The sequence below is a fragment of the Marinobacter nanhaiticus D15-8W genome (assembly GCF_036511935.1).
In the GTDB taxonomy this organism is placed as follows: Bacteria; Pseudomonadota; Gammaproteobacteria; order Pseudomonadales; family Oleiphilaceae; genus Marinobacter_A; species Marinobacter_A nanhaiticus.
Genome location: NZ_AP028878.1, coordinates 5160660 through 5180069, shown reverse-complemented (window position 1 = coordinate 5180069; position 19410 = coordinate 5160660). Strand labels below are relative to the sequence as shown.

The 19410-nt window shown below is 59.0% G+C and carries 22 protein-coding genes; 15 read left to right on the top strand and 7 right to left on the bottom strand.

Annotated elements, in window-relative coordinates; genetic code table 11:
• Positions 1 to 16 precede the first annotated feature (16 nt).
• The 3 genes from yrfG to mutM form a co-directional block, all read right to left on the bottom strand.
• Entirely contained in the window at positions 17 to 697 is a 681-nt protein-coding gene (gene yrfG / locus RE428_RS23315; protein WP_004579752.1) for a GMP/IMP nucleotidase, read from the bottom strand.
• A 102-nt stretch (positions 698 to 799) separates the two neighbouring features.
• Entirely contained in the window at positions 800 to 1126 is a 327-nt protein-coding gene (locus RE428_RS23310) for a hypothetical protein (RefSeq protein WP_004579753.1), read from the bottom strand.
• A gap of 163 nt (positions 1127 to 1289) precedes the next feature.
• Entirely contained in the window at positions 1290 to 2105 is an 816-nt protein-coding gene (gene mutM, locus RE428_RS23305) for a bifunctional DNA-formamidopyrimidine glycosylase/DNA-(apurinic or apyrimidinic site) lyase (RefSeq protein WP_004579754.1), read from the bottom strand.
• A 417-nt stretch (positions 2106 to 2522) separates the two neighbouring features.
• Between mutM and RE428_RS23300 the strand changes: the two genes are divergently transcribed.
• Complete coding sequence (locus RE428_RS23300) at positions 2523 to 3698, top strand: DesA family fatty acid desaturase (protein ID WP_004579755.1); 1176 nt, start codon at positions 2523 to 2525, stop codon at positions 3696 to 3698.
• A gap of 291 nt (positions 3699 to 3989) precedes the next feature.
• Here RE428_RS23300 and rsmD read toward each other — a convergent pair whose 3' ends face one another.
• Entirely contained in the window at positions 3990 to 4619 is a 630-nt protein-coding gene (gene rsmD, locus RE428_RS23295; protein WP_040882353.1) for a 16S rRNA (guanine(966)-N(2))-methyltransferase RsmD, read from the bottom strand.
• Positions 4620 to 4868: 249 nt separating this feature from the next.
• Between rsmD and ftsY the strand changes: the two genes are divergently transcribed.
• The 8 genes from ftsY (at position 4869) to RE428_RS23255 (ending at position 13178) form a co-directional block, all read left to right on the top strand.
• A complete protein-coding gene (gene ftsY, locus RE428_RS23290; protein WP_040882997.1) occupies positions 4869 to 6089 on the top strand; it encodes a signal recognition particle-docking protein FtsY in 1221 nt (406 codons plus the stop codon).
• A 93-nt stretch (positions 6090 to 6182) separates the two neighbouring features.
• The gene (ftsE, locus tag RE428_RS23285; protein WP_040882998.1) at positions 6183 to 6875 is read left to right on the top strand and encodes a cell division ATP-binding protein FtsE; all 693 of its coding nucleotides are present in this window, start codon (positions 6183 to 6185) and stop codon (positions 6873 to 6875) included.
• Positions 6865 to 7860 (top strand): permease-like cell division protein FtsX, encoded by a 996-nt coding sequence (gene ftsX / locus RE428_RS23280; protein ID WP_004579759.1) that lies wholly within the window; start codon positions 6865 to 6867, stop codon positions 7858 to 7860. Before ftsE ends, ftsX begins: the two co-directional genes overlap by 11 nt.
• A 255-nt stretch (positions 7861 to 8115) precedes the next feature.
• Positions 8116 to 8982: an RNA polymerase sigma factor RpoH gene (gene rpoH / locus RE428_RS23275; RefSeq protein ID WP_040882356.1), complete on the top strand. Its 867-nt coding sequence runs from the start codon at positions 8116 to 8118 to the stop codon at positions 8980 to 8982.
• 148 nt (positions 8983 to 9130) lie between these two features.
• On the top strand, positions 9131 to 10054 hold the full coding sequence (locus RE428_RS23270; protein WP_051079759.1) for an NAD(P)-dependent oxidoreductase: 924 nt from the start codon (positions 9131 to 9133) through the stop codon (positions 10052 to 10054).
• A gap of 3 nt (positions 10055 to 10057) precedes the next feature.
• Positions 10058 to 10843: a hydroxypyruvate isomerase gene (gene hyi / locus RE428_RS23265; protein ID WP_004579762.1), complete on the top strand. Its 786-nt coding sequence runs from the start codon at positions 10058 to 10060 to the stop codon at positions 10841 to 10843.
• Between the two features lie 174 nt (positions 10844 to 11017).
• The gene (locus tag RE428_RS23260) at positions 11018 to 11698 is read left to right on the top strand and encodes a winged helix-turn-helix domain-containing protein (RefSeq protein ID WP_004579763.1); all 681 of its coding nucleotides are present in this window, start codon (positions 11018 to 11020) and stop codon (positions 11696 to 11698) included.
• Positions 11685 to 13178, top strand: coding sequence for a sensor histidine kinase (locus tag RE428_RS23255; protein WP_004579764.1), 1494 nt, complete (start codon positions 11685 to 11687; stop codon positions 13176 to 13178). The genes RE428_RS23260 and RE428_RS23255 overlap by 14 nt, the downstream gene beginning before the upstream one ends.
• 22 nt (positions 13179 to 13200) lie before the next feature.
• Here the strand turns inward: RE428_RS23255 and RE428_RS23250 are convergent, their stop codons facing one another.
• Positions 13201 to 13434 (bottom strand): hypothetical protein, encoded by a 234-nt coding sequence (locus tag RE428_RS23250; protein WP_004579765.1) that lies wholly within the window; start codon positions 13432 to 13434, stop codon positions 13201 to 13203.
• Between the two features lie 476 nt (positions 13435 to 13910).
• Between RE428_RS23250 and greB the strand changes: the two genes are divergently transcribed.
• Together greB and RE428_RS23240 are read left to right on the top strand one after the other, a co-directional pair.
• Positions 13911 to 14420: a transcription elongation factor GreB gene (gene greB / locus RE428_RS23245; protein WP_004579766.1), complete on the top strand. Its 510-nt coding sequence runs from the start codon at positions 13911 to 13913 to the stop codon at positions 14418 to 14420.
• 227 nt (positions 14421 to 14647) lie between these two features.
• Entirely contained in the window at positions 14648 to 15103 is a 456-nt protein-coding gene (locus RE428_RS23240; RefSeq protein ID WP_004579767.1) for a hypothetical protein, read from the top strand.
• Between the two features lie 3 nt (positions 15104 to 15106).
• Here RE428_RS23240 and RE428_RS23235 read toward each other — a convergent pair whose 3' ends face one another.
• Together RE428_RS23235 and RE428_RS23230 are read right to left on the bottom strand one after the other, a co-directional pair.
• The gene (locus RE428_RS23235; RefSeq protein WP_004579768.1) at positions 15107 to 15415 is read right to left on the bottom strand and encodes a site-specific integrase; all 309 of its coding nucleotides are present in this window, start codon (positions 15413 to 15415) and stop codon (positions 15107 to 15109) included.
• Between the two features lie 181 nt (positions 15416 to 15596).
• Positions 15597 to 15863: an acyl-CoA-binding protein gene (locus RE428_RS23230; protein WP_004579769.1), complete on the bottom strand. Its 267-nt coding sequence runs from the start codon at positions 15861 to 15863 to the stop codon at positions 15597 to 15599.
• 231 nt (positions 15864 to 16094) lie between these two features.
• On the opposite strand from RE428_RS23230, the gene RE428_RS23225 reads away from it, so the two are divergent.
• From RE428_RS23225 to tssE, 4 genes are all read left to right on the top strand, one after another.
• Positions 16095 to 16586: a DUF4442 domain-containing protein gene (locus RE428_RS23225; RefSeq protein WP_004579770.1), complete on the top strand. Its 492-nt coding sequence runs from the start codon at positions 16095 to 16097 to the stop codon at positions 16584 to 16586.
• A gap of 236 nt (positions 16587 to 16822) precedes the next feature.
• Positions 16823 to 17329, top strand: a complete 507-nt coding sequence (gene tssB, locus RE428_RS23220) for a type VI secretion system contractile sheath small subunit (RefSeq protein ID WP_004579771.1) — start codon at positions 16823 to 16825, stop codon at positions 17327 to 17329.
• A 154-nt stretch (positions 17330 to 17483) separates the two neighbouring features.
• Positions 17484 to 18965, top strand: a complete 1482-nt coding sequence (tssC, locus tag RE428_RS23215) for a type VI secretion system contractile sheath large subunit (RefSeq protein WP_004579772.1) — start codon at positions 17484 to 17486, stop codon at positions 18963 to 18965.
• 3 nt (positions 18966 to 18968) lie between these two features.
• Positions 18969 to 19409, top strand: coding sequence for a type VI secretion system baseplate subunit TssE (gene tssE / locus RE428_RS23210; RefSeq protein WP_004579773.1), 441 nt, complete (start codon positions 18969 to 18971; stop codon positions 19407 to 19409).
• The last annotated feature ends 1 nt before the right edge of the window (position 19410 follow it).

Sequence of the window (19410 nt, the reverse complement as noted above, 5' to 3'; positions counted from 1 at the left end):
TCTCATTATAACCCGTTCAGGCTGATGTGGGGACGGGTTGAATCTGTTCGAGGATTTCGTCGAAATGATGGATGCCGAGGAAGTCAGCCAGTGCACTGCGCTCGGGCATCTGGCTGTCTGGTGCCAGGATGGCCAGCAGGTGGGCGATGCCGGCGCGACGCGCGCTCTCAAGTACCGGCAGGCTGTCGTCGACCATCAGTGTGCGGGTGGGATCATAGGGTTCGATACCTGCCAGGTCGGTCCAGAATTGGATATCTTCCTTGGGGCGACCGAAATCATGGGTGGATACCACGCGGTCGACATGGCGGTCGAGCCCGGTGCGCTCCAGCTTGAGTTCCAGCGGCTTGGGGTGACAGTTGGTGACGATCACGCAGCGACGTCCACTTTCCCGGATGGCGCCCAGGAATGACTCGGCGTGGGGGCGGTAGGCAATGCGGTCGGCTACTTCACGTTTGAGTGCGGTGATGTCCACATCCAGCCGGTCACTCCAGTAATCCACGCAATACCATTGCAACGAGCCTTTTTCCGACTCGATCATGGACACGATGGAGGTACGTGCCTCGCCGGGATCGACAGATTTGAGGGCGGCGTAACGGCGAGGGAGGTGGTCCAGCCAGAAGTGGCTGTCGAAGTGCAGGTCCAACAGTGTGCCGTCCATATCGAGGAACACTGTATCCAGCGCTGACCAGTCAATCATTTGCAGCAAATCCGGGGTCGCGAGTTCACTGCCAGAGTGCCCCAGTCAGCGCCGGGGAGCAATACGTCCTTGCCGTTAGATCAGTTCCTCAGGCAGGCGGCATTATTCCTGAGCGACGGCGTCCTGCTTGCGACCAGAGGTGGTGCAGCCGAGACAGCGCACGAACGTCGCCTTTGCCGGACCGACAACCAGGGTTTCGCCGGCTTCTGCCGCGTTGCCGCCCAGCAGGGAGAAGGGCAGGGACACCAAATAGACGGCACTGCCGACAACGGTTGTGGCAAGCAGTAGCGGGCGGGCAATGAGTGCATCGCCGGTCATCGCCAGTGCAGACGGCTCTTCTTCCAGGGTGTTGGCATGGCCGATGGACGCGAACGCCATCAGGCTCAGAGCGAACGTCATGGCGACAACGCGGGAAATCCGGGAAATCATGTCTATTCTCCTGATTTAGCAGACCATCCTGGCCGCGCCATCCCAGGCGCAGCAGGACTTCATAGTCGATTTTTTAACTATGAATGATATTTGCGCATTTTCAAACGCTTTTTTGTCGCATCGTGTATCTCGGCGGACGCAGCCGTTGTCGCTTTTGCAGTGACTATTTCTGGCACCTGGAGCAGTAGACGGTGGAGCGTTGGCCGAGGCGGATTTCCTTGAGGGGCATGCCACAGTTGCGACAGGGCTCGCCGCCACGACCGTAGACATTCAGTGATTGCGCAAAGTAGCCCGGTTTGCCGTCGCTGTTGACGAAATCCCGCAGCGTCGTGCCGCCCATCAGGATGGCGGCGGTGAGGATTTCCCGAATCGATTCCACCAGTCGAACCATCCGGGCTCGTCCCACCTTACCAGCATGGCGCTTTGGGTGGATGCCAGCCATGAACAGCGCTTCGTTGGCGTAAATGTTCCCAACACCGACCACGACGCGGCTATCCATGATGAAAGCCTTGATCGAAGTGGTCTTCCCCCGGGACAGGCGATAGAGCTCGTGACCGGTAAAGGCCAGAGGATCCAGCGGCTCAGGGCCCAGGTGGCTGATCAGGGGGTGGGATTCCGGTGCTTCGCTCCAAAGCCAGGCGCCGAAACGACGGGGGTCGTTGTAACGCAGTATCTGGCCATCGCCCAGCTCGAGTTCCACATGGTCGTGGGCCTGGCGTGGCGAGCCATCGGTCACGATACGCAGACTGCCGGACATGCCCAAATGGATCATTAGGGTGCCGGTCTCGAAGCGTACCAGCAGGTATTTCGCCCGCCGGTCCACTTCCAAGGGCGTTGCGCCGGTCAGGCGCGTGGCCAAGTCGTCGGGAATCGGCCAGCGCAGTCGCGGTTCATGAATGCGGACCGCGCGAATGGGCCGATTTTCCAGGAACGGGGCGACGCCGCGTCGGGTGGTTTCGACTTCGGGCAGTTCGGGCAAAGCGTGATCCTCGTGTTGTAGGCGGTGGGCACTTGCTGCATCGCCAATTGACTTGATTGGTAGATTCTCAGCATTCGCCAACCCACGCGCCCCATCGTCAGGCGATTGTGCGAAACCAGATCGACCCGTCAATTCAGGTGCGGCGCACTGCAATGGTGCCGCCCGGAAACCTTCTGAAATCGCATGGTTACAGGGCTGCGCATGTCGTCACACAAACTACATATAAACCGCGACTGGGTTGTTGTAGCTTACAACTGTACGCTAGAATTCGAAGTTCGGGCGCCCTCTTCAAAACCATAATCAAAGAGGCTCCGGGAACGTCAGGTTTTACATAAGCAACGTCAGGTTTTCTAGAACAAAAGCGGAAAGATCAGGGAATTTCTTTTCGCCCACGCCTTTCTCTGAGGGTTCTTTACTATGTGGTACAACGGTCTTCTGGACCTGTCGGTGTGGCAGCACGTGCTGGTCGCCCTGGGGCTTACGCACGTGACCATTGTGAGCGTCACGCTCTACCTGCATCGCCACTCCGCGCACAATTCGCTGGACCTGCATCCGGTCCTCAAGCATTTCTTCCGCTTCTGGTTGTGGCTGACCACTGCTCAGAACACCAAGGAGTGGACCGCTATCCATCGCAAGCACCACGCCATGTGCGAGACCGAAGAGGATCCGCACAGCCCGGTGGTGCGTGGCCTGAAAAAGGTCCTGACCGAGGGCGCCGAACTCTATCAGGAGGCGGCTACGCCTGAAACATTGGAGCGCTACGGCCAGCGTACGCCGGAGGACTGGATCGAACGCAAGGTCTACACCCCGTACAAGATGCTCGGTATTGCCCTGATGGCTGTGATCGATCTGGCCTTGTTCGGCGTTAACGGTATCTGGATCTGGGCGGTGCAGATGATGTGGATTCCGTTCTGGGCCGCCGGCGTGATCAACGGCATCGGCCACTACTTCGGTTACCGCAATTTCGAATGCGCCGACAATGCCCGCAACATCGTGCCCTGGGGCCTGATCGTCGGGGGGGAGGAGCTGCACAACAACCACCACACCTATCCCAATTCGTCCAAGCTCTCCCGTCGCTGGTACGAGCTGGATATCGGCTGGGGCTATATCCGTGCGTTCCAGCTGTTCCGTCTGGCCAAGCCGAAGGGCTATCGTCCGATCGCACACCAGGTACCGGGCAAGGCGAGTGTGGATGTGGAAACCGTGCAGGCGATTGCCAACAACCGTTTCGATATCATGCGCCAATATCGCAAGCGTGTATTGGAGCCGGTGCTGCGGCAGCAGAAGCAGGTCATGGAGGAGGACATCAAGCCGATGTACCGCCGTGCGCGCAAGCTGCTGTCCCGGGAGACTTCGCTGATCAAGCCCCACGACCAGCAACACCTGGAGTCGCTGCTGGAGCGTAACGCGGTACTGCGTCAGATCTACGACAAGAGCCATGAGCTGCAGGCCCTGTGGCGCCGCCGGGGCCTAAAGCCCCAGGATAAGCTGCATGCGCTGGTGGAGTGGTGCCGTGAGGCGGAGGAAAGTGGTATCCGTTACCTGGAAGATTTCGCCGCCCACCTGAAGTCCTACGCCCTGCGTCCGGCCTAGTAAACAAGCCGGCGCAGTAACCCCGTATTCGGTCAGGACCTTTGAAGTGCTGGCGGAATACGGGGTTTTTTTATGGTTCATCGCGGATTAGCGTGACGGGAGCCCGGAGCCCTCCGCACGAGTCGTAAGACCATGGGCACCTTCGGCGCCTCAGAAGCTGAAGCATCTGCTACATGCTCGAGTTAGCTGGAAAATGTAGCCGACGCTTCAGCTTCGGAGCAGCCCGCCGGGCTGCCCAGGCCCGGAATGCTTTGCGTTACGCGGATTCCCGCTAAAGTGCGACGAACCTTTTTATTGTCCGACCCGGTAGAGCCGGTAACAGACCTGCCCCGCAATTCTCTCCCGATGCAGCGACCAGTTTTCCGGAACGGCCACGCTGGCAAGCTCGCTCTCGTGTTCGATATACACCCAGCTGCCCTGCGTCACCCAGCCGTTTCCGGCGATCAGCGGGAGTAACCGGGTCAGCCAGTCCTGGCGGAAGGGCGGGTCCATCAACAGAATGTCGTAAGGTGTCTCGGCGGGGTGGGAGAGGAACGTTGTGACATCCTGGCAAATCACTTTGCCACCATCGGACTTTAACAGTCCCAGGTTAGCCTTCAAGGCGTCACAAAGTGCGCGTGTATGATCGACAAACTGGGTCTCCCGGGCGCCACGGGACAGGGCCTCCAGGCCGAGTACACCGCTTCCCGCGAATAGATCCAGGCAGCGCGCGCCGGGGAGGGCCGCCATTAGCCAGTTAAACAGGGTTTCCCTCACCCGGGAGGGTGTTGGCCGCACGCCGCCAACGGCGGGAAAAGTCAGGCGCCGGCTGCGCCAATCGCCGCCGATGATCCTCAGCTCCCCTGTCTCGATAGCAGGCGTTTTAGCACGTCGCTTGCCGGTGGCAGGGTTTGGCTTATGACGGGACTGCTTGCGGGTCATGATTTACCTGGATTCGAGAACGGTATTGTGGAGGATGCCGGCAGTGTACCCAAATCCAGCCGCGGTTTGGACGCCCAGCTTGGTTTGGGCTCCCGCCTTGGTTTGGACGACAGTGGCCCGGCCCGATAGAATACGCGCTCTTGAAGGACGCTTCCGGTTTTTACGCAACGGTACGCGAGGCCTGCTCCGGGCCGAAGTCCTGTGACCTCGTTTTTTCTCACCTCCTGACCAACGGAACTGCGAATAATGATGATGGCAGAGTGGATTATGATCGGGCTGCTGGCCCTGCTGGTTCTCGTATTTGTTGCGGAACTGGCTAACAAACGCCGCCAGCGGCCGCGCCCCGAATCGGTACCCCAGCGCGAGCCGAAACCCCAGCCCGGCGCCACCCCTGTCGAGACCGGCAAGAAGGAAGTGGCCGAGCCTGAAGCGGAGAAAGAGAAAGTCCCTCAAGCTCCGGCTCCTGAACCCGAAGCCGAACCTGCGCCTGAACCCAAAGCCGAGCCTGCACCCGCACCTGAACCGGAGCCTGAGCCGGAAGCGCCCCCGGTCAGCGTGTTCCAGCGCATCAAGAGCGGCCTGGGCAAGACTCGCGCAAACCTGAGTTCCGGGCTGGCAGATCTGTTCTCGACCGGCAAATCTGTGGACGAAGACCTGCTGGAAGAGATCGAAACCACCCTGCTGACCGCCGATGTCGGTATTACTGCAACCACCGAGATCATCGATGCCCTGACCGAAAAGCTCGAACGCAAGCAGCTGAAAGACGGGGCTGCAGTGCGTGAAGCCCTGAAGAACGAGTTGCGCGGCATTCTTTCCGAGAGCACGGCTCCGCTCAACATCGAGACGGACAAGAAGCCGTTTGTCATGCTGATGGTGGGCGTCAACGGTGTGGGCAAGACCACCACCATCGGCAAGCTGGCCCGCAAGTTCAAGGCAGAGGGCAAGTCGGTGATGCTGGCGGCCGGGGACACTTTCCGGGCGGCCGCAGTGGAGCAGCTTCAGGTCTGGGGCGAGCGCAACGACGTACCTGTGGTGGCGCAGCATACCGGCGCCGACAGTGCTTCGGTCATTTTCGACGCGGTGCAGTCTGCCCAGTCGCGGGGTGTGGATGTGGTCATCGCCGACACGGCCGGTCGCTTACAGAACAAGGACAACCTAATGAGCGAACTGGAGAAAGTGGTTCGGGTCATGAAGAAGCTGGATGAAACCGCCCCGCACGAAGTCATGCTGGTACTGGATGCCGGAACCGGTCAGAATGCCCTGAGCCAGGCGCAGGTGTTCCAGCAGGCGGTGGGTGTGACTGGCATAACCCTGACCAAGCTCGACGGTACAGCCAAGGGCGGTATCATCTTTGCGGTTGCCCGCCAGCTCAAGCTCCCGATTCGCTACATTGGTGTCGGCGAGCAGGCTGAGGATCTGCGTCCGTTCGAGGCTGAAGACTTCGTCGAGGCGCTCTTCGCTGAAGAATAGGCTCGCGGAGGTAAAGGCGCCCACGCCGGTTCGATTCTGAATAGCGGGTCGGCTGGAATGGCGCGCCGTATTAACCAGACAGGGTTTGAGCAGTTGATCGAGTTCGAGAAAGTCAGCAAGCGCTATGAAGGCGGCCATACGGCATTGCAGGGCGTCAGCTTCGAGATGTCCCGGGGCGAACTGGCTTTCCTGACCGGCCATTCAGGCGCGGGCAAGAGTACCCTGCTCAAGCTCATCATGGTGATGGAGCGTCCCAGTGCCGGCAACGTCATTGTCGGCGGCCAGCAACTCAATGCGCTTCCACGACGGCAGATTCCTTTTATTCGCCGCCATATCGGTGTGGTTTTCCAGAACCATCAACTGCTGTTCGATCGCACCGTCTTCGATAACGTCGCCATGCCCCTGGAAGTCACCGGAGTACCGCATCGCGAGATCGGCCGCCGTGTGCGTGCTGCGCTGGACAAGGTGGGCCTGCTCAGCAAGGAGAAGATGAATCCGATCCAGCTCTCCGGAGGCGAGCAGCAGCGGGTCGGCATCGCCCGGGCCGTGGTCAACAAGCCGCCACTACTCTTGGCGGACGAACCTACCGGTAACCTGGACCCGGCGCTGTCGGCGGACATCATGCACCTGTTCGAACAATTCAGTCAGGTTGGCGTGACCGTGCTGATTGCCAGTCACGACATCGCCCTGATCCGCCACCTGCGCCGCCGTGTCCTTACCCTGAGCAACGGCCAGATGACGACCGGCGACGCCATGCCCGGCGAAGAGGTGCTCTATGGCCACTGAACGCCCATCTCGGCGAGGTGCAGCCGCAGCCCGGTCACCGTGGCGGCAACTGCTGGAAAGCTACTTCCTGCATCATCGCAAGACCGCTCATGATAGCGCTCTCCGTCTTTGGCGTTCCCCTATTGCCAGTCTGATGACCTGGTTGGTGATGGGGATTGCGTTAGCTTTACCGGTTGGACTGCTGCTGCTTCTGTCCAGTCTCCAGGGGGTCAGTGCCGGCTGGGAAAGTACGGCGCGGGTGACGCTCTATATGGAGCAGGGCGCCAGTACGGAACAGTTGGATCGCCTGCGAGTCCAGGTAGCCAGCCGCAAGGACGTTACCGATGTGGCAGTCATCACCCGGGAAGAAGCCCTGGCCGAATTCCGCGCCTCATCAGGTCTGGCTGACGCCCTCGACTATCTGGATGAGAATCCGCTCCCGCACACACTGTTGCTCACTCCCAGTCCGGAGGTCCGCAATACACAGGGTATGCAGCGGCTTGTGGATTCACTGGAGTCGCTGGATTCCGTAGCGCGAGTACAGGTCGACCTGGGATGGCTGCAGCGACTGAACACAATTACCGATCTGCTGGGTCGTGGTGTCTGGGCCCTGGGCCTGTTGCTGGCGGCGGCGGTGATCCTGGTCATCGGCAACACCATCCGTCTGGCCATCGAAAACCGGCGGGATGAAATCCTGGTCGCCAAGCTGGTGGGCGGTACCGATACGTTTGTGCGCCGACCGTTTCTCTACACCGGTATCTGGTATGGCCTGGGTGGCGGGATTGTGGCGTTTCTCCTGCTGCAGGCGACCCTCTGGTGGATGAGCGGGCCTGTTGAGCGGCTGGCAAGTCTGTATCGCAGCCAGTTCGAGCTTACTGGCCTGTCATGGGATGGCACGCTCGCGCTCCTGATCATTGCGGTGGCCCTGGGTTGGTTGGGGGCCTGGTTGGCGGTCAAGCGGCATCTGGATGCAATAGAACCGAGCCAGATCGAAGCCAGCCGCTGATCCGGCGTTTCGGGTTCACCGTATGGCCAGGTCGGGCTGGCGGCGGTAGAAATAAATTAACACAGGTGTTCTCCTGAAGTTTGTCGCCCATGTAGTGTGTTTGGAGTGATGGGTTAAAGCCTTAATGGATTCGAAGCCTTGTATTTCAAGGCCTGATAAAAGGTTTGAGGGCGCAACTCAGGGAACTTTATGGCGGCTTGGCGGTCTTAGTACTGCCTGCTATATTAGTGGGTCGCCACGTTGCGGAGGAAAAGCATGGGTACGAGCTTACAATTGACAGATCGAATGGTTCCGGGTGCGAACCTCGAGGCCTATGTCCAGGCCGCGAGCAGCATCCCGATGCTGTCGGCCGCAGAGGAAAAGGAATTGGCGGAGCGTCTGCATCATGACAATGATCTTGAAGCCGCCCGTCGTCTGGTTCTTTCACATCTGCGGTTTGTTGTCCATATTGCCCGCAGTTATTCCGGCTATGGCTTGGCACAATCGGACCTGATCCAGGAAGGTAACGTTGGACTGATGAAGGCGGTCAAGCGTTTCAATCCGGATTACGGTGTGCGGCTGGTTTCGTTTGCCGTTCACTGGATCAAGGCAGAAATTCACGAGTTTATCCTGCGCAATTGGCGGATCGTCAAGGTTGCAACCACGAAGGCCCAGCGCAAGCTGTTCTTCAACCTGCGTAGCCAGAAGAAGCGTCTGGCCTGGTTGTCCCAGGATGAGCTGAAAGCCGTTGCTGAGGATCTGGGTGTCGAGCCTCGGGTCGTACGTGAAATGGAAGGCCGTCTGGCGTCCCAAGACACCGCATTCGATGGTCCGATGGATGATGATGACGACACTGCGTACCAGGCGCCAGCCTATTACCTGGAGGACCGCCGGAGCGATCCAGCCACCCAGTTGGAGCAGTCCGATTGGACGGAAGATTCCAACAGCCGTCTGCTGAATGCGCTGTCCAGTCTCGACGAGCGTAGCCAGGATATCCTGCGCGAGCGCTGGTTGACGGAGAGCAAGTCCACGCTGCATGAGCTGGCTGATAAGTACGGAGTCTCTGCTGAGCGGATTCGTCAGTTGGAGAAGAATGCGATGAAGAAGATTCGTCTGCACATGGGCGAACCTGAAGCGGCCTGATTGCTAACTTAACTTCAGCGTCTTACCTGAACGCCACGGCTCTTTGGAGCGGTGGCGTTTTTGTTTCAGGCCATAGCGTGTATTGGCATTTTTTCGTCGGCCCGATTGGGTATCATCGGGGTTTGACTCGGATTGGACCCTTGGTGATATGACGCAACCTCGCATCGCATTCCTCGGACTAGGGCTGATGGGCGCGCCCATGGTGGAGAACCTGCTCGCGGCCGGTTACCCCATGACCCTCTGGAACCGCACGCGTGCCAAATGTGAACCCTTCGCGGAACGGGCTGCTATTGCCGCTTCTCCGGCCGATGCGGCGCAAAGTGCCGATGTGTTGATCACCATGCTGGAAAACAGTCAGGTGGTGCATGACATCCTGGTGGAGCAAGGCGTCATCGATCACTTGCGCCCGGGAGCCGTCGTTATTGACATGAGTTCGGTGCAGCCATCGACCGCCCGCGATCATGCCGGGCGCTGTGGCGCCAAGTCCGTGGGTTACCTGGATGCGCCGGTCTCCGGCGGTACGGTCGGGGCGGCAGATGCCAATCTCAGTATCATGGTGGGTGGCAAGAGCGACCTGCTCGAGCAGGTGCGTCCAGTATTAGAGGCGCTCGGTCGGGTCACGCATATCGGTCCGGCCGGTGCGGGCCAACTGGCGAAGCTCGCCAACCAGGCAATCGTCGGCATCACCATCGGTGCCGTCTCCGAAGCCCTCCTACTGGCAGCTCAGGGGGGCGCCGATCCTGCAGCAGTGCGTGAAGCGCTGATGGGGGGCTTCGCAGGCAGCCGGATACTCGATCTCCATGGCCAGCGTATGATCGACCGCCGGTTCGAGCCCGGAGGACCCTCCCGCATCCAGCTCAAGGATATGCGCATGATCCTCGACGAGGCCCGGGCCGAGGGATTGACCTTGCCCTTGGCTCAGCGTGTCCACGACGAATACCTCAATCTCGTGGCTAACGGTCATGGCGAAACGGACCACAGCGGTCTGTTGCTGGCGCTGGAACATCTCAACGGCGTGCAGTTGACCCAGCCGGTTTTGCCCGCCCGGGCTAAATCGCGATTTGAGGAGTAGGCCGTGCCCAATTTCGCAGCGAACCTGTCATTACTCTATCCCGAGCTTCCCTTTCTTGAACGCTTTGTTGCTGCAGCCCGGGACGGGTTCCTCGGCGTGGAATACCTGTTTCCCTATTCCTGGCCGGCGCAGGAGTTACGCGACCGACTCGTCGACAATGGCCTGACCCAGGTTCTGTTCAACCTGCCGCCAGGAGACTGGGACGCGGGAGAACGGGGTATCGCCTGTCTGCCTGGCCGGACTGCCGAGTTCGAGGATGGGCTGGGCCAGGCGCTTGAGTACGCCCGGGTACTGGGGTGCCGCCAGATCAACTGTCTCGCAGGGTTGAGGCCTGAGAGTCTGACGGAGTCCGAAGCCCGGGATACGTTGGTGGAAAACCTTCGCCGCGCGGCTCGCAAGCTCGCTCCGGAGGGCATCACCTTGATGGTGGAAGCCATAAACACTCGGGTGGATATGCCCGGTTTCGTCCTGGATACCGCAGAGACAGCCCTGGCGGTTATCGATGCCACAGGCGAACCTAATATCCGTTTGCAGTATGATATCTATCACATGCAGATCATGTCCGGGGACCTGGTACGCAGTATCGAGCGGCACCTGGACCGCATCGGCCATATCCAGTTTGCAGACAACCCGGGGCGCCACGAGCCGGGAACCGGCGAGATCAATTTTGGTTCTATTTTCAGCGCGTTGGACAGGATGGGCTATAGTGGGTGGGTCAGTGCCGAGTATCATCCGTCGGTGGCTACACCGGAAACCCTCAGCTGGCTAAAGTCGGCAACAGCGAGTTAGTCAGAGGCTATGGCGATCAGTTTCGTGCAACGGCGATCCAATCGGCGCGGATTGCGTCGCCATGTGCTGACCGTCGCCAATTGCGACACCCTCTTACAAGATGTTAACTGGCTGTTTAAGGTGCTGATTCGTACTCTGTAGTCGTTCAATTCACGCATAGCGGGAGGCTGACCGGTGAGAGCGCTGGTAATTGAAGACGATCATGACGTAGCAACCTACCTCGTCAAGGGTCTGAAGGAGTCTGACTTCGTTGTGGATCACGCGGCGGACGGTAAGGATGGTCTGATGCTGGCAGCCAGCGAGGACTACGACATCATGATTGTCGACCGGATGTTGCCGGGCATGGACGGTCTGAACATCATCAAGACTGTACGCGCCACGGGCAACAGCGTACCGGTGCTGATCCTCAGTGCCTTGGGGGACGTGGACGACCGCGTCGAAGGCCTGCGGGGTGGTGGCGATGATTACCTCACGAAGCCGTTCTCCTTTACCGAATTGCTGGCCCGGATCGACGCCCTGGTGCGCCGCAACCGCCAGGCGCCGGAAACCGAGACCGTGCTGCGTGTAGCCGATCTGGAAATGGATCTGTTGGCTCGCACTGTCAAGCGCGCTGGCCAGAACATCGACGTGCAACCGCGTGAGTTCCGTCTTCTGGAATATCTCATGCGAAATGCCGGGCAGGTGGTGACGCGCACCATGCTGCTGGAAAAAGTCTGGGACTACCACTTCGATCCGCAAACCAACGTGATCGACGTGCACATCAGCCGCCTGCGTGCAAAGATCGACAAGGAATTCGAGACGCCGCTGCTGCAGACGGTTAGAGGCGCGGGATACATGTTGCGTGAAGATACTTAGTCAGCTAAAAACCTCCACCTTTCAGCTGGCCTTGCTCTACATGGTGGTGTTCGCCACCTCCGTGTTCCTATTGCTGGCTTTTATCTACTGGCGCACCGCCGGTTTCATGACCGAACAGACGGACGAAACCATTGAGGCGGAGATCGCCGGTCTGGCCGAGCAATACCGTGGGCGAGGCATCAACGGCCTGATCACGATCATCCGGGAGCGGGTCTCCCGGGATCCCAATGCCAAATCCCTCTACCTGCTGGCGACCGACGACTACCTCAAACTGGCCGGCAACCTGAGTACCTGGCCGGAAGAGGCTCAGGTTCAGAACGGCTGGATTAATTTCACCCTGGATGACAGTGTGGGCTGGAAGGGTTCCGAACGCTTGGCCCGGGCCCGGGTATTCGAGGTCCAGGGCGGTCTGCGCCTGTTGGTTGGGCGAGACGTCCAGGAGCTGACGACCCTTAAACGGCTGATCGAGCGGGCGATCAACTGGGGTATGGGTATTACGTTGGCCCTGGCACTATTGGGTGGCTTCATGATGAGCCGCAGTACGACCAAGCGTATCGAGGTGATCAACGCCATCTCCCGGCGTATCATGAATGGTCATCTGTCCCTTCGGATCCCCACCCGTGGCACCAGCGACGATTTCGATCAGCTCGCGGAAAACCTCAACCAGATGCTCGACCGCATCGTGTACCTGATGGAAGGCATCCGCCACGTTTCTGACAGCATCGCCCACGATCTGCGCACGCCCCTAACCCGGTTGCGTAACCAGCTGGAAAATACGTTGATGGCGGTGGATAACGACGAGGCCCGGGACCAGGCGGCCAAGGCCGTGGCCGAAGCGGACCAGCTGCTGGCCACCTTTAACGCCTTGCTGCGTATTGCTCGCCTGGAAACCCGGGGCAATGCCGCTGACAAGACCGAGATTTCCCTGGGCGAGCTGGTCGCCGATGCCTGCGAACTCTATGAAGCGGTGGCCGAAGACAAGGACCAGACCTTCGAGCAGGCCATCAGTCAGGATGTGAAGATCGAAGGTGACCGGGACCTGCTGTTCCAGATGGTGAGCAACCTGATCGACAACGCGATCAAGTACACGCCGGAGGCCGGTGACATTCGTGTGGCCGTCGAGACTGTTGAAGGGGAGGCTGTGCTTGAGGTCAGCGACAGTGGTATAGGTATTCCTGACAGCGAGAAGGACAATGTCTTCCAGCGCTTCTATCGGGTCGGCAAGAGCCGCTCGTTACCGGGCAACGGATTGGGTTTGAGTCTGGTCAGTGCGGTCACCGAAATTCACCAGGGACGAATCGAGTTAACGGACCGGCGACCAGGCGAGGAAAATCCGGGGCTGTCGGTCAAGGTGTACCTTCCTCTCTACCGGCCATTGAAGCGCAAAGTGCTACGCAGTCAACAAGGGCAGTTGCCGCCTGGCGAGTCGTCGGACAAGTCCGGCAGTGAAGAAGAATCGGGCAGCATGCGTCAGGTTTGATGCTGCCCGGGCCTGCGACGGTTCAGATGCGGACGATGCCGCGAATCCGTCCAGCGACGCCTTCAACGAAACGAATCTGGCTGCCATAGCGTGCCTGCAGGCTGTCCCATTCCCCTTCCAGGTGTTTCTGCTCGGCCATGGCCAAGGCAATCAGCGTGTGGCGGTTGACCTTGCTGGTTATGCCGTAGTGGTCCAGTTGGTAGCCCACGGCATCGAGACCGTTCAGGGCGACATCCAGCAGTTTCTTGGCGTTCATCCATAGCTCCTTTCTTACAAGCTGTTCTCGCAAGGAACAGATCTTACAAAGCGATACCGGACCGGCGGGGCTTGGCTGGCCGTTTGGGCAGCCCGTCGAGGGGCCCGGGACACGCTGGACGATTTGCGCTGACTTTATGGCGCCTTTCTAGAATGCTCAACCTAAAACGGCGTGCATAGGCGTACAAGGGGTGTATAGGCGCACAAGGAGTGACGATGGCACCTGAAAAAAGTGTAATTGCACGGCCACCCCGGTGTAAGGCCAGGTATGGAGAATGGAAATAGTCGAGTAAGGCAATAGCCGGTGTGGAATCCCTTCCGCATGGCTGTTGCTCCCTCCAGCACAGCGCTAGCCTTGACCCCGCCCACCAGCGGGGTTTTTTTATGCCTGCGGGTTTGGGAACGGAGGTTGTCCTTGCGGTTGCGTGAGACAATCTTTCGGCGCCAGAATCGCTATTTCGGCAAAGGACCTTACTGATGGCACAGAAACCGGCGGCCGGACGCGGCCGCGCCCGCTATATCACGCCGGAGGGCGAGCGTGCCCTGCGCGAGGAGCTGCGCTACCTGTGGAAGGAAAAGCGCCCAGAAGTCACCCAGGCGGTACGGGACGCAGCAGCGCTGGGCGATCGCTCCGAGAATGCGGAGTACATCTACGGCAAGAAGCAACTGCGGGAAATCGATCGCCGGGTTCGCTTCCTGACCAAGCGTCTGGATGAACTGACGGTGGTGGATCGGTTGCCGGATGATACCGGCCGCGTGTTCTTCGGCGCCTGGGTGACGTTGGAGGACGACGACGGCGAAACCCGCAACTACCGTCTGGTAGGACCTGATGAATTCGATTTGTCCAAGGGCTATCTCAGTATCGATGCGCCCCTGGCGCGGGCGCTGCTGGGCCGCCGCCTGGACGACGAGATCGAGTTCCGCGCACCCGATGGGTTGATGAACTACATCATCGTCGACATTCGCTATGAGGCGTCGCCGCTATAAGTTTTTCACCCGCTATAATTGCCCCCACGGTGCGTTGTCGCCACGGGAATTTGTCCGAAGAGGACAACCACCGAAGGCCAGGTGACCGGAGTCACAATTCTGGCGAATAGTTAAACCTGCCGCTTTAATTGGCGATAAACTGTTCAATAACCGTCGTTATGACGTCATTGATGACAGTCGCAAGCCCGGCGACGGTATCGTCGCGCAATAGCTCCAGGGATTCGGTCATGCTTTCCGTCCAGCACAATCGCCAGTCATTTTATCTCGCAGCGGTCCTGCTCGGTTGTGCCTGTAGTTCAGGCGCAAGTGCACAGAACGCTGCGGCTGAGGGTGAGGAGAAGGTATTCGATTACGAAGAGCGGTCGACCATGCACACCATTCCGTTTCAATCCCTGGATCAGGACGCCTTGTCCAATACGGTGATCGAAGGTGGTCTTGCGGCGCCTGCCGCCGGCGTGCCGGCACGGCCAGTCAGTCAGCCGGACGAAGACTATTTCCTCGACCCGCTCGCGCTACAGCCCCGGGACGATCGCACGGATCTTGGGCGCCACGAAATTCCGGTGGAAATCCGCTTCAGCAACCCGAAGAGTATTCCCGGGCAGACTTTCGGCAACAACTACGTGATCCGGCCGCCCGAGAATCGCACGTACGACACCCTGAATACCAACCTGCAGGATCGCTAGAATTTAGCCCGCGAGTGCAGCCTGTGGCATTTGCCCCAGCACTTCCTCGTAAAAGAAAGCGAGAGCCTGCTTGGCCTGGTTTAGCCGAGCGCGTGAAACGCGCATCCGTTGTTGCAGGTACCCCAGGAACAGCTGCTGCTCCTGATCGCCTAGATCTGTCGGGTCCTTCAGGTCGTGAAAAACCACGTAACGGGTAATCCAGTGCAGGTAGGTCTGCTCGGTACGCTGATTGAGTTTGTGAGATTGAATGGCGCGGTGCACGCGCGACATCAGGCCGGACTGACTTTGGTCCAGCGCTTCGGTCATGCTCATGATTACGTCTTAAATCCTGTGGGTTTCTTGTTATTAGAGTGCGGGTATTCTATGACAAACGTTTGAATGAGACACCCCTGATTTACAGATTGGAACAGGGAGCCAGGTTGGCGTAGGGGGAGGCTTGGGTTGAAGGAGCCTGACGGCCACATTTCCAAGCCGCCAGGCAGTAAGGGATGGCTTAACCCTGTTTCAGCGATTCCAGCTTGTCGATGTACTTCTGCATCGCGTCTTCGCTGGACATACCTTTCTTCTCTTCCCAGGCGTTATATTTGGCCCGGCCCACGACATCCAGCATGCCCGGCTTCTTGCCACTGACATCACCTTCGGTGGCCTGTTTGTAGAGCGCATAGAATTCAAGCTTGAGTTCGTTGGACGGCTTGAAGTCGCCCTCCGCTGTCTGAATGTAATTCACCGCTTCATCGAATTGGGTTTTCAGGTCGCTCATCGTTGGTCCTTATCTTTATGGGCCCTTGGCCTGCCATCATCTGGAGGGGAAATGCACCAGCGCCGCAATGTCCGGTGTTTTCCTTCCCGCTATTGAATAACGAGTATAACGACCCGCCGCCAGGGCGTCACAATCTGCAGGGGCCTAGTACGATTTCCATCCGGTACCGGATCGGCTACATTGGCGACGCGCGTCCGCAGAGACGCCTTTCAGACACCGGAGAACGAAAAAATGACAGCAAACAACCGGCTTCATGGCATCGTGAAGCGCATCAACCAGCTCCCGGGCTTTGCTCGCTCACGCACCCTCTCGCTGTTTTTTGGCAGGGCGGTCCCTTTCACCGGCACAGTTGGGATCAAGATCGAATCGCTTGACGAAAACCAGTGTGTCATCAGCCTGAGCAATAAGCGTCGGGTGCAGAATCACATTGGTGGTGTCCATGCGGTAGCCTCTCTGCTGCTGGCCGAATCCGCCACCGGCTTCCTGGTGGGCCTGAATGTCCCGGACGATAAGGTGCCGGTGATCAAGACTATGCGTGCCGATTACACCAAACGCGCCAAAGGGGATATGCGCGTGGTGGCTTCGGTAACGCCGGAACAGCAGCAGCGCATGAAGAATGATGAAAAAGGCGAGGCGCCGATCCAGGTCACCATCCACGATGCCGAGGATAAGGAGCCGATCACCATTGAGATGATTTGGGCCTGGACGCCGAAGCGGCGCTGACCATTTCGACTTTTGGCTTGTTCGGGCAACTACGTACATGTCGTCAAATTACTGATTCGGCGCGTATTTTAGTTTGCCCGCTGGCAATAAGTTGCCCAGTTTTCATATTTGTTTACAAAATCGGCGATTTTTTGCTTGAGGGGGGCGAGGCTCGTGTGTAGAGTTCGATCCGTACGGCGTACCGGGACGGTACGTGCAATGGATTGTACAACGTTAAATGGACTTAAGGAGTTCGCATGTCTAAGGAAGGCTCTGTTGCGCCTAAAGAGCGCATCAATATCAAGTATGTCCCCGCCACCGGTGATCAGCAGGCTGAGATGGAACTGCCGCTGAAGATGTTTGTCGTCGGCGATTTCAAGGGACAGCCTGAAGAAACCCCCCTCGAAGAACGCAAAAGCATCTCCGTTGACAAGAACAACTTTCAGTCCGTGATGAAAGAAGCGGGTCTGACGTTGTCCACAACGGTCCCCAACCGCCTCGAAGACGACGCTGACGACCTCCCGGTCAACCTTGAATTCAGCAAGCTCGACGATTTCTCGCCCGATAGCGTTGCACGCCAGGTGCCTGAACTGCGCAAGCTGATTGAACTGCGCGAAGCGCTGGTGGCCCTCAAAGGTCCGCTGGGCAACGTGCCGCAGTTCCGTTCCAAGCTGCAGGAACTGCTCGATAACGACGACGCGCGCGAGAAGTTGCTGGCCGAGCTGGATCTGGTTAGTGGCGAGGGCGAACCCTCAGCCGACTGAGGCTGACTTTCGTCACGAGCACTCCGAGGCGTTCCGGGTCTGATCTCTCCCAGGTTCACTGCACCTGAATGAAGACCGGGCCGCCTTTGCCGACGCTTGAATAACGCACTTTCGAAACACGTACTCATTGGATCACGTACTAAAGGGATGTGGTATGTCTGATACAGCCGTGCAGCAATCCGCTGCCACCGAATCCGTAGAAGAAGGCTCTCTGCTCGATCAGGTCATGGCCAACAGCCGGATGAAGCCGGCAGATGAAGGCTATGACGTGGCCCGTCGCGGTGTTGCGACATTTATTGCCAACCTGCTGAACAGCGATGAAAAGGGTCAGCCGGTCAACAAGGCCCTGGTCGACCAGATGGTGGTCGAGCTGGACCGCAAGATCAGCGCGCAGATGGATGAAATCCTGCACGCGCCCAAGCTGCAGGAGCTGGAATCCTCCTGGCGCGGCCTGAAACTGATGGTCGACCGCACCGATTTCCGCGAGAACATCAAGGTGGATATCCTGCACGCCACCAAGACCGAGCTGCTCGAGGACTTCGAGTTCGCACCGGACGTCACCCAGACCGGCTTCTACAAGCATATCTATGCGACCGGTTACGGTCAGTTCGGCGGTGAGCCGGTCGGCGCCGTCGTCGGGAACTACGCGTTTACGCCGTCCACCCCGGACATGAAGTTGCTGCAGTATGTCTCGTCCGTTGGCGCCATGGCCCACGCACCGTTCCTGTCCTCTGTAGCGCCGACCTTCTTTGGTGTCGACAGCTTCCAGGAACTGCCGGCGATCAAGGAATTGAGTGCCGTGTTCGAAGGTCCGCGTTACGCCAAGTGGCGCTCCCTGCGGGAATCCGAAGACGCCCGCTACCTGGGTCTGACTGCACCCCGATTCCTGCTGCGTACGCCGTATGATCCGGTCGAGAACCCGGTGCGCAGCTTCAACTACCGTGAAGATGTCAGCGGCGACCACGATCACTACCTGTGGGGCAACACCGCCTACCTGCTGGCCACCCGCCTGACCGACAGCTTCGCCAAGTACCGCTGGTGCCCGAACATCATCGGTCCCCAGAGCGGCGGCGCGGTGGAAGACCTGCCGGTTCACCTGTTCGAATCCTTCGGTCAGCTGGAAGCCAAGATCCCCACCGAAGTGCTGGTCACCGACCGTCGTGAGTACGAAATGGCGGATGAGGGCTTCATCGCCCTGACCATGCGCAAGGGCAGCGACAACGCTGCATTCTTCTCCGCCAACTCGGTGCAGAAGCCCAAGGTCTTCCCGAATACCAAGGAAGGCAAGGAAGCGGAAACCAACTACAAGCTGGGTACGCAACTGCCGTACATGTTCATCATTAACCGCCTGGCGCACTACATCAAAGTGCTGCAGCGCGAGCAGATCGGCTCTTGGAAGGAGCGCCAGGATCTGGAGCGTGAACTGAACGGCTGGATCAAGCAGTACGTGGCCGACCAGGAAAACCCGCCGGCAGAAGTACGCAGCCGCCGTCCGCTGCGGGCCGCCCAGGTCACGGTGTCCGAAGTGGAAGGCGATCCGGGCTGGTACCAGGTATCCCTGGCCGTACGTCCGCATTTCAAATACATGGGTGCCAACTTCGAGCTTTCGCTGGTCGGACGTCTCGACAAGGAGTAATGCGTGAGCTGGGACACCGGTGATCACGGTGTTCAGTCCACAGGGGGGAGCCTGTTCGAACGACTCGAGCAGGCGACCCGGCCCGCAGGGAACGCAATGGGCGATTCCACCCACGTGGTGGATTCCATCAAACGGCATCTGGTCAGGCTGCTCAATACCCATCCGGGTAACAGTGCCAGCGCACCGGCTCTCGGGCTGGTGGACTTCAACGATGCCACCCTCGGCACCCAGGACCTGAACATCCGGATCCGCAGCGCTATTCGGCAATGCATCGAGAACTACGAGCCCAGAGTCAAACGGGTCGATGTCGTTGCCATGCCCCAGGGGCCCGATCCCTTGCAGTTGCGTTTCCAGGTCACGGTCCACCTCCGTGTGAACTCCGTCGATGATCGAACCACCATCGACCTTCTGTTGGACGACAGGCGATATTATCGCGTGGTGTAAC